General features: G+C 62.9%; 8 protein-coding genes. 3 read left to right on the forward strand and 5 right to left on the reverse strand.

Going from position 1 to position 14,815, the window contains the following annotated elements:
* Positions 1-660 precede the first annotated feature (660 nt).
* The gene (locus ACFWAD_RS27205) at positions 661-1,071 is read left to right on the forward strand and encodes a VOC family protein (protein WP_003945103.1); all 411 of its coding nucleotides are present in this window, start codon (positions 661-663) and stop codon (positions 1,069-1,071) included.
* 71 nt (positions 1,072-1,142) lie between these two features.
* Here ACFWAD_RS27205 and ACFWAD_RS27210 read toward each other — a convergent pair whose 3' ends face one another.
* On the reverse strand, positions 1,143-2,117 hold the full coding sequence (locus ACFWAD_RS27210) for a sigma-70 family RNA polymerase sigma factor (protein ID WP_378539148.1): 975 nt from the start codon (positions 2,115-2,117) through the stop codon (positions 1,143-1,145).
* 53 nt (positions 2,118-2,170) lie between these two features.
* The gene (locus tag ACFWAD_RS27215; RefSeq protein WP_378549492.1) at positions 2,171-2,902 is read right to left on the reverse strand and encodes a GNAT family N-acetyltransferase; all 732 of its coding nucleotides are present in this window, start codon (positions 2,900-2,902) and stop codon (positions 2,171-2,173) included.
* Between the two features lie 216 nt (positions 2,903-3,118).
* On the opposite strand from ACFWAD_RS27215, the gene ACFWAD_RS27220 reads away from it, so the two are divergent.
* Together ACFWAD_RS27220 and ACFWAD_RS27225 are read left to right on the forward strand one after the other, a co-directional pair.
* Positions 3,119-3,892 carry a hypothetical protein gene (locus ACFWAD_RS27220; RefSeq protein ID WP_378549495.1) on the forward strand — a complete coding sequence of 258 codons (774 nt, stop codon included), beginning with the start codon at positions 3,119-3,121 and terminating at the stop codon, positions 3,890-3,892.
* 528 nt (positions 3,893-4,420) lie between these two features.
* The gene (locus ACFWAD_RS27225; protein ID WP_378549498.1) at positions 4,421-9,904 is read left to right on the forward strand and encodes a carboxyl transferase domain-containing protein; all 5,484 of its coding nucleotides are present in this window, start codon (positions 4,421-4,423) and stop codon (positions 9,902-9,904) included.
* A gap of 69 nt (positions 9,905-9,973) precedes the next feature.
* Here the strand turns inward: ACFWAD_RS27225 and ACFWAD_RS27230 are convergent, their stop codons facing one another.
* The 3 genes from ACFWAD_RS27230 to ACFWAD_RS27240 are packed head-to-tail and all read right to left on the reverse strand — an operon-like array spanning position 9,974 to position 14,810.
* Positions 9,974-10,255 carry a hypothetical protein gene (locus tag ACFWAD_RS27230; RefSeq protein ID WP_378549501.1) on the reverse strand — a complete coding sequence of 94 codons (282 nt, stop codon included), beginning with the start codon at positions 10,253-10,255 and terminating at the stop codon, positions 9,974-9,976.
* A gap of 11 nt (positions 10,256-10,266) precedes the next feature.
* On the reverse strand, positions 10,267-14,355 hold the full coding sequence (locus ACFWAD_RS27235; protein WP_378549504.1) for a cation-translocating P-type ATPase: 4,089 nt from the start codon (positions 14,353-14,355) through the stop codon (positions 10,267-10,269).
* The gene (locus tag ACFWAD_RS27240; RefSeq protein ID WP_378549507.1) at positions 14,355-14,810 is read right to left on the reverse strand and encodes a hypothetical protein; all 456 of its coding nucleotides are present in this window, start codon (positions 14,808-14,810) and stop codon (positions 14,355-14,357) included. Before ACFWAD_RS27240 ends, ACFWAD_RS27235 begins: the two co-directional genes overlap by 1 nt.
* Positions 14,811-14,815 lie beyond the last annotated feature (5 nt).

The raw sequence follows: 14,815 nt of genomic DNA on the forward strand, positions 1-14,815 counted from the left end.
GAGCCAGGATCAAACTCTCCGTTGAAGACTCTAGATTTCGCAGGCAAGCCCACTAATCAGTCATAGACAAAAAGAGTCAAATCACTAGCAAAAAACTCAACTAGCAAAAAATGTGTCGGCAACCATTCAGACGGAAGAATGAACAATCACCGACGAAAAATACTCACACCACACACAAACCAACCAAACCCCAAGAGGCGGTTGATCATTCGCGGATGTGAAGTACCAAAAAATTTTGGCACTGACATTCATCGACACACTGTTGAGTTCTCAAAGAACACGCACACACCATCACCACGACCCTATGGCCGCCGCTCCGGGGCAACTTTTCCAGCCTACCCCAACCAAGTCACCGGCGCAAACCGGAACCTCGTGAAGAACAACTGGATTGTGTTCGCCAGGCACTTCGTACAACCTCGTGTCACTCACCCTCGCAGGTGGGAGTCGGTGTCCGTGTCGCTCTGACCTGGACAAAGTTACGCGAAGATCAACACAACACCAAATCGCCAGGTCAGAGCACTGCTGGGGGTTAACAACCGACAATTTCCGCGAATTTTCTCCGACCGCGATGATTTTCTGTTGCCGTTGCAGTCTGTATGAGCAGGAACCAACAGGAACCGAAGCGATCAGTAACCAGTCCACCGAATTCAAGGAGCACCCATGTCTCGTCTTCTCTTCGTCAACATGCCGGTCAAGGACGTCGCTGCCACGCGGGCATTCTTCAGCGGCCTCGGCTTCGAGTTCAACGACATGTTCAGTGACGAGAACACCGTCTCGATGATCGTCAGCGATTCCGCCACGGTCATGTTCCTGAACGAACCGCGTTTCGGGGACTTCATCGCCGACGACATCTGTGACACGTCGAAAGCTCGCGAGGCCCTGATGTGTGTGTCGGCCGACAGCAGGGAGGAAGTCGACACCTTCGTCGACGCGGCTATTGCTGCCGGTGGTAGCAAGTGGATGGAGCCCCAGGATCACGGCTTCATGTACGGACGCGCATTCCGCGACCTCGACAACCACGTCTGGGAGGTCATGTGGATGGACCCGGCCGCGACGGTTCCCCAGCAGTAACGCACAGCGACAGCAGTGACGAGCAGCTGCGCGGGTCCTCCAAACCGGAGGGCTCGCGCAACTCCTTGCCCCTACAGTTCTGCGGGCAATCCGAACCGTGCGAACAGGCTCAGATCGAAGAAACACGTCACGTGCGAGATCCCTGACTCGGTGACATCGAGAACGTGCAGCTGAAACGCTCGGTGAACGCCGTCGGGCTCGCGCATATAGAGGCCGAACGCCGGCTGTCCGTTGGCAGCGGTCGGAAGTAGACGCATCGCCCCTGGTCCGTCGGCCGGGCATTTGGTTCCGATGAGCTGCCCGATTGCCTCGGGACCCTGGTACCAACCCTCGAACGGCGGCATCTCCCAGATGGCCTCGCGCGTGAACAGCTCAACGATGGCCTCGACGTCGTAGCTCTCGAAGCTGTGCACGTAGTCGCGAAGCAATTTCCGGGCAGCCTCGGTAGTCGGTTCCACGAGGTCGTCCTCAGTGGGCGCGATGTGATTGATCTGTGCGCGAGCCCGCTGCAGCAGGCTGTTCACCGCAGTGGTTGTGGTGTCCAGGGCCTCCGCAACTTCCGATGCCTTCCACTGCAGAACGTCGCGCAAAACCAGAACTGCACGTTGGCGCGCGGACAAGTGTTGCAAAGCGGCGACAAGCGCGAGCCTCACCGAGTCGCGATTGACGACCATGACGGCCGGATCATTGACGTCGCCCAACGCAGAATCGGCGATCGGTTCCAACCAGGCGATCTCGTTGCGCTCGATCAAATCGTCGGCCGGGTCCGAACTAGGTGCGCCGAGGCCTGTCGGGAGGGGACGCCTCGATCTCCCCTCCAGCGCGGTCAGGCACGTATTCGTCGCGATGCGGTAGAGCCAGGTCCTGAGCGACGACTGGCCTTTGTAACCGTCGAACCCGCGCCAAGCCCGGATGAACGTCTCCTGGACCTGGTCTTCGGCGTCGTGAATCGACCCCATCATGCGATAGCAGTGCGCCAGCAACTCGCGGCGGTACGGATCGGCAAGAGTGAGAAAATCACTGTCCAACGCCTGATCGACTGTCATTTGTTCAGACTAGTGGCCGAGCGCCCGAAACACAGGCGTCGGCGAGAATTCGATCAGGCAGGCGCCTGCACCGCGGTCAACCGGGACTTCTTCCGCAGCACGAATCCCAGCGATTCGTAAAGTCTGATCGCATTCGTATTCGATTGCACTGCATGGAGAAACGGCAGCTCGCCGCGCTCGCGAATCCCGGCGGCGACGGCTCGGATCAGGGTCGTGCCCAGTCCTCGACCTCGAAAATCGCTGTCAGTGCACACCGCGCTGATTTCCGTCCATCCCGGAGGGTGCAGCCGCTCCCCCGCCATGGCTACAAGTCTTCCGTCGACGCGAATGCCGTAGTAGCTCCCCATCTCGACGGTGCGAGCGAGAAAAGGCCCGGGTTTGGTGCGCTCGATCAACGCGAGAATTTCGGGAACATCGCTCGTTCCGAGAAGTTCGACCGACGGATCAACAGAGACTTCGAGTGCGGAGCCGTCCATCTGCACCGAGCCGAACTGATCCACAATGCGCCACCCTACCGGCGGATGATGGTCGAATCCTCGCAAACCTACTGTGCCGCCCGGACCTACGAGTGTGCGCAGGTTCTCCCAGTCTTCGGCGTCCAACTCGGGCGGATGACCGACAAACGGCGCGACCGTCGGGTCGTATCGTGCAACCCTCCCTGCCCAGTGAGCGAACTGCGCATGTTGTCCGCGAAGACCTTGTCGCACAGGGTCGTCCAGTGGATGGATGTCGACATCCGTGTGAACTGTCTCGACAAACGACGCCAGGGTCGCCTCCGTGGTCATCGAACCTCTTCCTGCCCTAGTTTGCTTGTGATGGACGCGGACGAAACTCCCCGCCGACCTCGATGACAACGCTAGAAACACTTGCTGTCGCAGTCGCCGGATAGAATCAAGATGATTCTGACCTCGGCCCGTATTTCCGGCGTCAACCAGGGCTCGATCGCAGATCCGCACCAGGACATTCGTCGCGACGCCTCACCAACCGGAAGGCTATTCGGCATGAGCAACTCCGACCCGATCAGATCTGCATTCGATCAGTTGCCCCTGAAAGAGATGGACGCTGCGACGCTGGTCTTCGCCATCGAGAGCGCCGTCGACGAACTGGCGATCCCGGGTGAAACCCTGCGACTCGCCATGGAGGTCGCGACCCTCGCGCACCTCGATCAGTTCAGAAAGAACGGGATAAAGTCCGACGAGGATCCCTACATCGTTCATCCCCTACGAAATGTATTGCGCCTGCTTCGGTACGGGTGCTCCGATGTCGAGATCCTGAGCGCAACCGCGCTTCACGACACGGTCGAGGACCGACCACACGCCGTCATCGCGCTCCTCGGTGGTCAGACTGCAGACGATATGTCCCCTTCCGATGCGCAAGAACGTGCGTCAACACTCATCGCCTCGCGCTTCGGCCACAGAATCTCCGAACTTGTTGAGGCAGTGACCAATCCGATCGAATACCCGCACGACAACACCACCGCCGGATACCAGGATCACGTCATCCGCGCGATCGCGGATCCCGCAGTGTTCCTCGTGAAGTTCAGCGACTTCGTCGACAACGCGGGAAGCGTGAAGTACCTGAACGAGACCGACAGACTGAGACTGGTCACGAAATACGAACCACTTGTCGAGCACTTCAAGCGGACTTCACTTGCCCTCGGCGACGCATTGCAACTCCCTTCCGGAGGACTCGATGCGATCGCAAAGCACATCGCAACCATCGAAAGCGATTTCTCGAAAACGGTCCTACAGGACATAAAAAATACTCGCCAGTAGTACCGATCAGTAATAATCGAGCAATCGGGAGAATTCTCCGAATATGCGATTTTGTTACCAGTGAGTATTCACTTTCTTGCCAATTTCATTACCATCGTGATCCGTGTCACAAGAGCGAATCCTGTTGCACTGCAATGGTTTAACACCATATATGTAACCGTGGTTCACGTTGACTAATATTCTTCAATTCGCCCAGGTGACATGAGCGTCGACATACTGCATCCTTAGATAAACCAGGGATTCCCTGGAAGCAGACACAATATGTTGCTGATTCGTGATTGGAGCGGTTCTGAGTCCACGCCTGCAGGGTGGCGCACAAGGCACACGTGGTGCATCAGCGCACACGGTGCTTCGGCGCAAGGGACTCGACGAACCGGAAGGGCAATCACCTGCCGACGCGCAACCGGGGGAAACACAGCGCATCGCGGCGTAGTTCACGAACCGGACAATCCGGGTATGTGGGACACGGTCGGCTCATATCGCAACGTACGTGACGAAGAATCTCATCAAGGGACGGTGGCAGTGACAATGTTCAAACGAATCGCAGTGGTCAATCGAGGTGAGGCCGCGGTCCGCCTGATCAGGGCTGTACGCGAACTGAACGCCGAACACGACCACGGCATTCGCGTCATTGCACTGCACACAGAGGCCGAGCGTCGGGCCATGTTCGTTCGCCAGGCCGACGAAGGTGTCACTCTCCGCAGCACCGGCACGGGCAGCCCGTACCTCGACTACGCCGAACTCGAGCGAGCACTTCTCGCAGCCAAGGCCGACGCCGTCTGGGTCGGCTGGGGCTTCGTGGCCGAGGACCCCACGTTCGCCGAGATCGTCGCGAAGCTGGGCATCACGTTCATCGGTCCGAGCGCCGACGCGATGCGCCTGCTCGGCGACAAGGTTGCCGCCAAGATCCTCGCCGAAAAGGTCGGCGTACCGGTCGCCCCGTGGAGCGGCGGGCCGGTCGAGACTCGCGCCGACGCACGCCGTCACGCGCAGGCGATCGGCTACCCGCTGATCATCAAGGCTCGCAGCGGCGGCGGCGGACGCGGCATCCGCAAGGTGTGGGCCGAGGACGAGCTCGAAGTTGCGCTCGAGCGCACCCAGGGCGAGGCCGAGCGCTCGTTCGGCGACCCCGTAGTCTTCCTCGAACGCCTTGTCACCGATGCGCGCCACGTCGAGGTACAGATCATCGCCGACAACCACGGCAACGTCTGGGCTCCGGGCGTTCGTGACTGCTCGATTCAGCGTCGCAACCAGAAGGTCATCGAAGAATCCGCTTCCCCCGTCCTCACCGAAGAACAGTCGGACCACCTCAAGGAGGTCTCGGCCGAACTCGTCAAAGCAGCCGGATACCACGGCGCCGGCACGGTCGAATACCTCTACCAGCCCGAGAACAAGCTCTTCACCTTCCTCGAGGTCAACACGCGCCTTCAGGTCGAGCATCCGATCACCGAGGTCACGACCGGCATCGACCTCGTCAAACTGCAGATTCTCGTGGCCAGCGGTGAAGAGTTGGTCGGCGACTGCCCGCCCGCGTTCGGTCATGCCGTCGAGGCTCGCCTCAACGCCGAAGACGCCGACAACGATTTCGCTCCGGCGCCGGGCACCGTTCAGCTGCTGAAGTTCCCGCTCGGCTCGGGCATCCGCGTCGACACTGGTATCGCGGCCGGCGACGTCATTCCGCCTGACTACGACTCGATGGTCGCGAAGGTCATCGCGTGGGGCCGCAACCGCTCGGAGGCACTCGCGCGTCTACGCACCGCCCTCCGTGAAACCACCGTCGTACTCGACGGCGGCACCACCACCAAGTCGTTCCTCCTCGATCTCCTGGATCGCGACGAGGTCATCTCGGCATCCGCAGATACCGGCTGGCTCGACCGCACGGGCGCCCTCACCGGCGCCACACGCCGCGCCGACGTCGCACTGATCGCCACCGCCATCGATGCCTACGACGCCGAAGAGTCCCTCGAGCGTGCGGCCTTCCTCGCCTCGGCACGTGGCGGTCGCCCCCGCGCGAATCACGCGATCGGACGTAGTGTCGAGCTCAACTACCAAGGTCAGGCATACAAACTGACCGTCGGGCGCATCGGCCCGCACCGCTACCGCGTCGACGGAGACGCAGGCGACATCGAGGTCGACGTCGATCGTCTCGGTGACTTCGAGTCACGTCTGGTGATCGGTGACCGCCGCTTCCACGTCGTTTCCGTTGTGAGCCCGGCTCGTTATCTCGTCGAGGTCGACGGCATCAGCCACCAGATCAGCCAGGACGACGCCGGAGTGGTCCGCGCGCCGGCTCCTGCCGTCGTGGTGGCCGTACCGGTCGCGGTCGGCGACGACGTCGAAGCCGGCTCCACTCTGGTCGTGCTCGAATCCATGAAGATGGAGACCGCAGTTCGCGCTCCCTACGCGGGCAAGGTGCGAGAAGTTCTCGCCACCGTCAACTCGCAGGTCGATGCCGGCGCGCCGCTCCTGCGCGTCGACCAGGTCAGTGAGGAAGCTGTCGCGGAAAAGGCTCCGCGCGTCGAATTCGACCTTCCTGCTGCGACTTCCGGTACCGACGCCCGCGACGACGCGCTGGCACAGCTCGAAGCGCTGACCGCGATGCTCAGTGGCTACGACGTCAGCGGCAAGCACGCCAACGCTGTTCTGGCCGAGTACGACGCACTTCGCAGCGCACTCGAATCCGAGGACCGCGAACTGGTACAGGCCGAACTCGCCGTGCTGACCACGTTCGCCGACATCTGTGAGCTCTCGCGCAACAAGCCCACCTCGGGTGAGTCGGCGAAGGACGAATCCGTCCACAGCCCCCGCGAGCACTTCCACACCTTCCTGCACTCGCTCGACGCCGAGCGTGAAGGTTTGCCCGCGTCGTTCCGCACGAGACTCGAACGCGCACTTCGCCACTACGACGTCACCGATCTGGAAGATCGCCAGGCAGTCGAGGAAGCGGTCTACCGACTCTTCCTGGCTCTGCAGCGCATGGAAGCCCAGATCCCGGTCATTGCAGCACTTCTCGAAGGCTGGCTGGTCGGTGACAAGGCTCCCGGTTGCTCGGCTCAGGAGCTGAACGAGGTTCTCGATCGACTCATCGTCGCGACGCAGGTCCGCTACCCCGTCATCGGCGACGTCGCCCGCAACCTTCGCTTCCGGTTCTTCGACGAGCCGCGAATCCGTAAGGTTCGCGAAGACGTCTACGACGGAGTACGCGGCAACCTCGCCTACCTCGAAGAGCAGCCGGACGCTGCTGATTTCAACGAGCGGATCGCCAACCTCGTCGCCACCCCCGAACCGCTCCTGGACCTGCTGGGTCGAAAGATCGGCCTCGGCAACCGCGACGGCGGACCGCTGCTCGAGGTCATCACACGTCGCTACTACAAGATTCACTCCTTCGAGGACGTCCGCGTTTTCGAGCACGTCGACCGCCGTTTCGTAACCGGTAACTTCGATCTCAAGGGTGACGGTCTGCACCTGGTCTCGACTGTGGCCGAATTCGATGCTCTCGGAACCGCTCTCGACGATGTCGCCACGATCGCGCAGGATGCTCCGTCGGGTCGCGGCCTGGTGGTCGACATCTACCTCGACTGGCCGAATCAGCCCGCTGACGGCGATACACTCGTCGAAACGCTGCGTACCGAACTCTCGCGCAACGAGACGATCACCCGTTCACGGCGCGCCACGGTGATCATCTGCAACCCCAACGGGGATCCGGTCCGATGGGTCACCTTCCGGCCGGTCGACGGTGAACTGGTCGAGGACCACATCATTCGCGACATGCACCCGCTCACGGGTCAGCGTCTGGACATGTGGCGCCTGAAGAACTTCAACGGAAAGCGCCTACCGGCTCCGGAGAACACCTACCTGTTCCACCTCTCCGCCAAGGAGAACCCGAAGGACGAGCGTCTGATCGCTCTGGCCGAAATCCGCGACGTGACACCGCAACTCGACGACGAAGGCCAGATGGTTGCGCTTCCGGCCATCGAGCGCACTCTTGCCGCCTGCCTCGACGGCATCCGCCGTGCGCAGTCCCAGCGCGGGGACAAGCGTCGACTCGCGGCCAACCGCGTCGTGCTCTACGTGTGGCCGGTCGCCGACGTTCCCAGCGAACGCTTCTCGGTGATCGCTCAGAACGCAGCCCGACTGACCGTCGGTGCCGGGATCGAAGAGATCACGCTCATCACCCGCTTGAAGGACCGGAAGGGTGGCGCACCCAAGGAAGTTGCGCTGCGCTTCTCCTACCGCGCGGGTGCCGGTGTGGTCATCAACAAGACCACTCCCCCCACCGAACCTCTGCTCCCCCTCGACGCCTATGCGCAGAAGGTTCAGAGTTCGCGGGCACGTGGCACGGTGTACCCGTACGAGCTGATTCCGCTGCTGACCGGCACCAAGGGCACCTTCGTCGAGCACGACTTCGACGAAGCGGGCGTCCTGTCCCCCGTCGAGCGTCCGTACGGACTCAACAAGGCCGGCATCGTCGTCGGCCTCGTGAACACTCCGACGCCGCGTTATCCCGAGGGAATGACCCGCGTAGCGCTTTTCGGTGATCCGACCAAGGCGCTCGGTACAGTCGCCGAGGCCGAGTGCTCACGCGTGGTAGCCGCCATCGACCTGGCCGAGAAGTTGAACGCTCCGGTCGAGTGGTTCGCACTGTCCTCGGGTGCCACCATCTCGATGGAGAGCGGCACCGAGAACATGGACTGGGTCTCGCGTGGTCTGCGCCGGATCATCACCTTCACCCAGAACGGCGGCGAGATCAACATCGTCGTCACGGGAATCAACGTCGGCGCTCAGCCCTACTGGAACGCCGAAGCCACCATGTTGATGCACACCAAGGGCATTCTGGTGATGACCCCGGACAGCGCAATGGTGCTGACCGGCAAGCAGTCTCTCGACTACTCCGGCGGTGTGTCGGCCGAAGACAACTTCGGTATCGGTGGTTACGACCGCGTCATGGGCCCCAACGGCCAGGCCCAGTACTGGGCCCCCGACCTCACCGCGGCGTGCGAGATCCTGTTCCGTCACTACGCACACTCGTACCTCGCTCCCGGCGAACGGTTCCCGAGGCGCGCGGCGACCACGGACCCCGTCGATCGCGACGTGCGTAGCTTCCCGCACACCCACCCGTCGAGCGACTTCGAGACTGTCGGCGATATCTTCTCCTCGGCGAAGAACCCGGATCGCAAGAAGCCCTTCGACATTCGCACCGTCATGCGTTCGGTGGTCGACCAGGACCACTCGGTACTCGAGCGTTGGGCCGACATGGCCGGCGCCGACACCTCGGTCGTTCTGGATGCGCACCTCGCCGGACATCCGGTCACGGTGGTGGGCATCGAGTCCCGCGCGATCCCGCGTAAGGGTCGATTCCCCGCCGACGGACCCGACACCTGGACATCGGGAACGCTATTCCCGAACTCGTCGAAGAAGACGGCCCGCGCGATCAACGCTGCGAGCGGCAACCGTCCGATCGTGGTGCTGGCCAACCTGTCCGGCTTCGACGGCTCGCCGGAGTCGCTGCGCAACATCCAGCTCGAGTACGGCGCCGAAATCGGCCGCGCCATCGTCAACTTCGACGGACCGATCGTGTTCTGCGTCGTTTCCCGCTACCACGGCGGCGCGTTCGTCGTGTTCTCCGGCGCGCTCAACGACAACATGGAAGTTCTTGCTGTCGAAGGTTCGTTCGCCTCGGTACTCGGCGGTGCCCCCGCCGCCGCAGTGGTCTTCACCCGTGAGGTGAACACCCGCACCAACAACGATCCGAAGGTGCAGCAACTCGAAGCAGACTTGGCAGCAGCCAAGGACGACACGGAGAAAGCACATCTGCGCGTCGAACTGAACGCTCAGCGCATCGCCGTCCGCTCCGACAAGCTCGGCGAAGTGGCATCCGAATTCGAAGCGATCCACAACATCCAGCGGGCCCGAGAGGTCGGCTCGGTGGATGAGATCGTGCCTGCCGCAGAACTGCGTCCGCAGATCATCGCAGCAGTCGAACGCGGCATGAAGCGCGCACTCGCGCAGTAGGTTTCTCCGCACGTCGAGCGGTCCCGCGAAATGCGGGGCCGCTCGATCTGTCTTTAGGCAGCGCTGGCTTCAGACGCCCTCGAGCGCCTCTCCGATCTCTTCGAGGACGTGATTGTGCTGCTCTGTCGCGAGCAGATGCCCCGCCGCGATGGTCACCGCCACGGGCCACTCGATTATTTCGAAGGCCACCATCAGTCCCATCACCGCAAAGTAGGCGATCTGTTCAGGGCGCGGCACCGGAATGGCGCCGACGATCGGCAACTCCAACTCGAAGCTTCGAGCCGAACGGACGGATTCCACCACTGCACGGTGATCCACGGTGTTCGGCTGGTCGACGGCGTTCTGGGACATGTCACGATTCCTCAGGATTCATCTCGGGTCGCCCGGGAGTTCGGCGACGTGTCACTTCCAGCAGCGACGCTGACAAGCGTGTCCGATTCACTGGTTTCCGCTTCTTTGATCTCAACGTTGTCGCGAGCGCTGACTCCACCGGTCCGGGAGGTGTACGCGGTGCTCGTCCGCGTCGGGGTCTTGCGAATCGTCGACTGACCTTCCTTGTTCTCCTCCGGTTCTGCGATCCGTTCCAACACCCGCGGAGCCAACGCCGCGAGAAGCGTCGCTGCCGACGCACACCCCACCGCCTGGCCCCACGCGATAGGGCCGAGCGGCGTACAACCGAGGAATTGGCTGACCACGGGCGTACTGACGAGCGTCACCAGCGCCGCAGCGGATCCGGCAACGGTTGCGACCACCAACGGACTTCGCGATTCGAGCAGCGTCTGCCCCAGTTGGGTGCCCACCAGGGCAACCAACGCCACCGTCGACGCTCGCCGCCGCCTGCCACTCGTCCGGGCCAGCAGCCACGCTGCCAGCGCGCCGATTGCCGTGGCACCGCCGCGGACAGCGATCGTCTGCCACAACGCGTGAATGTCCATGTGTCCAGACTTCTCGGATCCGTTCTCCGACGGGGTACTCACCGCAAGCGCGGCAGCAGGCAGCGCGTCCGTCATCAGATTGACCAGCAGCAACTGCCTTGCATTGAGCGGTGATTCGCCGGACAACGCAGAACCGATCAGCGCGAATGCCACTTCGCCCGCGTTGCCCCCGAGTAGCACCCCCACCGCTGATCTGACCCGCCGCCACAATTGACTGCCCTCGTCCAATGCGTCGGTCAATCCGCCGACTCGGCCGTCGAGGAGCACGATGTCCGCGGCGCCGCGCGCCGGATCACTGTCGGTCGACGCCACGCCGATCCCCACGCTGGAGACTCGGATCGCCGCGGCGTCGTTCGCGCCGTCACCGACCATGGCGCACACCCGCCCGTCCGTCTCCAACGCTTGCACGATCTCGACCTTCTGTTCGGGGGTCACACGTGCGAAGACGCTGCTACAGCGGACGGCGTCCCGTCGTTCGGCGCGAGAGAAGTTCTCCCAGTCCGGACCTGTGACAACGTCCTCGCGTGCGACATCCATCCCCAGTTCGGTGGCGACTGCAGCAGCTGTTGTCGGATGATCGCCGGTCAGCACGCGCACTTGCTGCCCCTTGCCTTGAAGTGCTCGAACAAGTTGCGTGGCTTCGGGTCTCAACGTGTCCGAGAGCCCGAGAAGGCCGACCGCCTCGAGTCCCTCGGAACAACACCGTTCGAGAAACTCCGAGTCCCTCCCAGCACGTCGCGCGTCGTGTTCCGACAGCTCTCGCTGTGCGACGGCAACCACCCGTAGTCCGCGTCCGGCCATGCTTTGAACATGCCTCGCCGACACAGCATTCGGATCTCGCCCTGCTTCCGTCACGAATTCCGGTGAACCCTTGAGCGCAATCCGTCTTCCCAGCAAGGCCGCGGAGTACGGCCGCCCAGATCTGAACGGAACAAGGTTGAGGGCGTCGGCATCACCGAAAACCGAAGCCTCGTCCAGTGCTTGCTGGGCTGCATCGACGACGGCGGCATCCGTCGAATGAAACACGCGATCGTCGCGACTTCCCAAGGCACTGCGCGCCGCAACTTCCAAAATCTCGCTTTCGTTCCAACCGTCGACGCGTTCGACCGTGGCCACCCGTAGCTTGTTCTCGCTGAGGGTTCCGGTCTTGTCGAAACAGACCACGTCGACACGGCCGAGCGCCTCGATCGAACGTGGAGCACGAACCAGAACGCCTGCTGCAGTGAGCCTTCGAGCCGCAGCCTGTTGAGCCAGAGTCGCGACCAGCGGCAGCCCCTCCGGGACGGCGGCAACCGCCACTGCCACACCACCGGTGACAGCGTGGCGCAGACCGGTACCACGAACCAGACCCGCGACTGTCACCATCGCCCCACCGCCGATACTGGCCGGCAGGGTCGCCCTGGTGAGTTCGCGCAGTCTGTTGGTCAGGCCCACCGCAGGTCCGGATCGGGACACACCGACATCGGCGCGCCTGGTCACTGTTCGGGCTCCGGTGGCTGTGACCACGCCTCGACCGGAACCGGCAAGCACAGTTGTCCCCGCATAGGCCATGCACGTTCGCTCGGCCAGTGGCATCCCAGGGGTCGGGTCGGTCTGCTTGTCGACGGGCAGGGACTCCCCCGTCAACGACGACTCGTCGACTTCCAACGATTCGGCGCTCAACAGGCGACAATCGGCGGGCACGATGTCTCCGGACTCGAGCGCCACGACGTCACCGAGTTCGAGCGCGTCTGCCGTTACCTCGACCTCACCAGCGTTGGTCACTCGCCGAGCGACCGGTTCCTGAGTCCGCAAAAGCCGCTGCACCGCCCGTTCCGAATGCAGACGTTGAACAGCGGACATCGCGGCATTGCCGACCAAGACCGAGCCGACCAGGACGGCGTCTACCGGTGACCCGAGGACTGCACTGGCAGCCGAGCCGGTCGCCAACACAGGCGTCAGTGGGTCCGCCAATTCTGTTCGCAACGCCGACAATCCGTCACGGATCAACCTGAACCGTGCGGGCGCTCGCACACGAGCTTCCGCGCGGTGCGGTACATGTCGGACGGATTCGGACAGTTCGTCAAGTACAGCATCACCGTCCATCTCATGCCAGGTATCGCTGGGCGTACCGACTGGGACGGGAGTCCGAATCACCGATCGGGACAAGGTGTATCCGGTCCACAGGCCCGCAGCGGACCCAGCCGTGACCGGTCCCGGCCCAACGCCTCGAACTCCTGGAAGCATGACTAACCCACCCAATGCCGAAGAGCCAGAAGAGAGTTCGACTCCACGCCTGGTCGCTGTTCGGGCAGCCGGGAGCGCATGGACAACCCGCCACGCCCCAGCCAAGTCGGTGTGGATGTCTGCACTCACGTGCTCGCCGCTCGGTGGTGAAATCCCGATGCGTAGAACTGTCTGTCTCGATATCGCCCTGCTCGACACGATCGCAACTGTCCGACCATCGGCGGCCAACGCCGAGAGCGCTTCGCGTAGGCCGGCTTCGGGAGTCGCCTGCGCCGGATAGAGCTCGTCGAATCCACTTCGCAGTGCTCCGAGCCCGTCGTCGTCGATCGTGACGGCTGCGACCCCGGCCGCACGTATTTCACCTATCAGTGTTTCCGCCAGCCCTTTTCGCACGGGTCGCACGACCACTTCGGCGCCGCCGATGCGGTGCCTTCCCACTCCGACAGTTCCGTCAGACAGAGCCTTCCTGGCTTGTGCCCACACCGCGAGGCGGTCCGACTCCGACACTCCTCGTAGGTCGGAAACCCGGAGCGCATCTTCGAACAGAACGGTGGGATCGACGAGGACGGTGTCGACCCGATCGAGCATGCGTAGAGCCGCAGGGTCCGAAACGGCGACGCGGTGCGTCCGCCACAGACCGTATGACAAACCAGCAGCGAACGATTCGCGCGACATCCGCAGTGGTCGCGGTGCCGAAACCTTGATGCTCGTCGCGACGGTGTCACCGCCGGCGAACACGGACGCCAGTGCAGCCCCGGCAACCAACTGAACCCCAGCGATCCTGTCGGCGTAACGCTCCCCCGGACCACTCCGTTCACGCCACACGGAAGAACCGCGCCCACCAGTGTCGAGCGACCACACACGCCGCGAGTTTCGCGCTGCAATCGCTTCGCTCAGCAGCATCGTCCTCAGCCCGAAGTCCACGCCCAGCGACGCAGGCGCATAGGTCAGAACGTCCGCGAACGACGTCGCCGACTCCAAAGCGAAGTCGGTCAACGAACGGCCAACTGCCTGTTCGATTCGCCGACGCACCCGGGGTTGATAATTGATCGCCGACGCCGCCGCCGAGACATAGGCGGAACCCGGCACTCGAGGGGCGCGAAGTATCGAACCCGCTGCTGCAGGAATCATCCCGACGCCCGCCAACGCAAGCGTGCCGGTCCGCAGCACCACATCACTGACTGAGGTTCGCGAAATCGCGGATCCGCCGACCAACGCGAGGCCCGACAACGCCAGGCGCGGTGGCAGAGTTGCCACCGACACCACACGCCGGGCCATCGCGGCGAACATCAGGAAGTGGATCGAGTATGCGAAGAACTGTGGGTTCGATCCTGCGACCGACTGGCCACCTTGTGGGAGTTTCCGCCTGACACCTTCTTCGCCGCTTCCTTCTTCGCCGCTTCCTTCTTCGCCGCCTCCATCTTCGTCGAGGGGCCAACCGCCTTGACCTCGCGATGAGGCCGACCGCTCTTGCGATCCCATTCGTGAAGCACCAGGGCCGTGCCGCCGACTGCCAACAGCACCGGCCATTCCACCAACCCTGCCGCTCCGACGGCGGCCATCGTCAGAACCGCGGTCGGCGTCGAGGAACTACCCGAACGAATTCCGTCTCGGACGCCCTCCGCCGTTCCGCGTATCCCGCCTGCCACTCCGCCGATCACACCACCACCAACGGCTCCGGCCACCGTCGTCGTTGCGTCTGCCACACCACGGACGACGCGGGTGGCTTCGTCCACAATCATCATCGGAC

It is taken from the genome of Rhodococcus sp. NPDC059969 (assembly GCF_042738325.1).
Lineage (GTDB): Bacteria > Actinomycetota > Actinomycetes > Mycobacteriales > Mycobacteriaceae > Rhodococcus_F.

Bases quoted from the DNA above. Each gene is read 5' to 3' on its own strand.
- ACFWAD_RS27205 (WP_003945103.1), top strand. From the start codon at position 661: ATGTCTCGTCTTCTCTTCGTCAACATGCCGGTCAAGGACGTCGCTGCC.
- ACFWAD_RS27210 (WP_378539148.1), bottom strand. From the start codon at position 2,117: ATGACAGTCGATCAGGCGTTGGACAGTGATTTTCTCACTCTTGCCGAT.
- ACFWAD_RS27215 (WP_378549492.1), bottom strand. From the start codon at position 2,902: ATGACCACGGAGGCGACCCTGGCGTCGTTTGTCGAGACAGTTCACACG.
- ACFWAD_RS27220 (WP_378549495.1), top strand. From the start codon at position 3,119: ATGAGCAACTCCGACCCGATCAGATCTGCATTCGATCAGTTGCCCCTG.
- ACFWAD_RS27225 (WP_378549498.1), top strand. From the start codon at position 4,421: ATGTTCAAACGAATCGCAGTGGTCAATCGAGGTGAGGCCGCGGTCCGC.
- ACFWAD_RS27230 (WP_378549501.1), bottom strand. From the start codon at position 10,255: ATGTCCCAGAACGCCGTCGACCAGCCGAACACCGTGGATCACCGTGCA.
- ACFWAD_RS27235 (WP_378549504.1), bottom strand. From the start codon at position 14,355: ATGTTCGCCGCGATGGCCCGGCGTGTGGTGTCGGTGGCAACTCTGCCA.
- ACFWAD_RS27240 (WP_378549507.1), bottom strand. From the start codon at position 14,810: ATGATGATTGTGGACGAAGCCACCCGCGTCGTCCGTGGTGTGGCAGAC.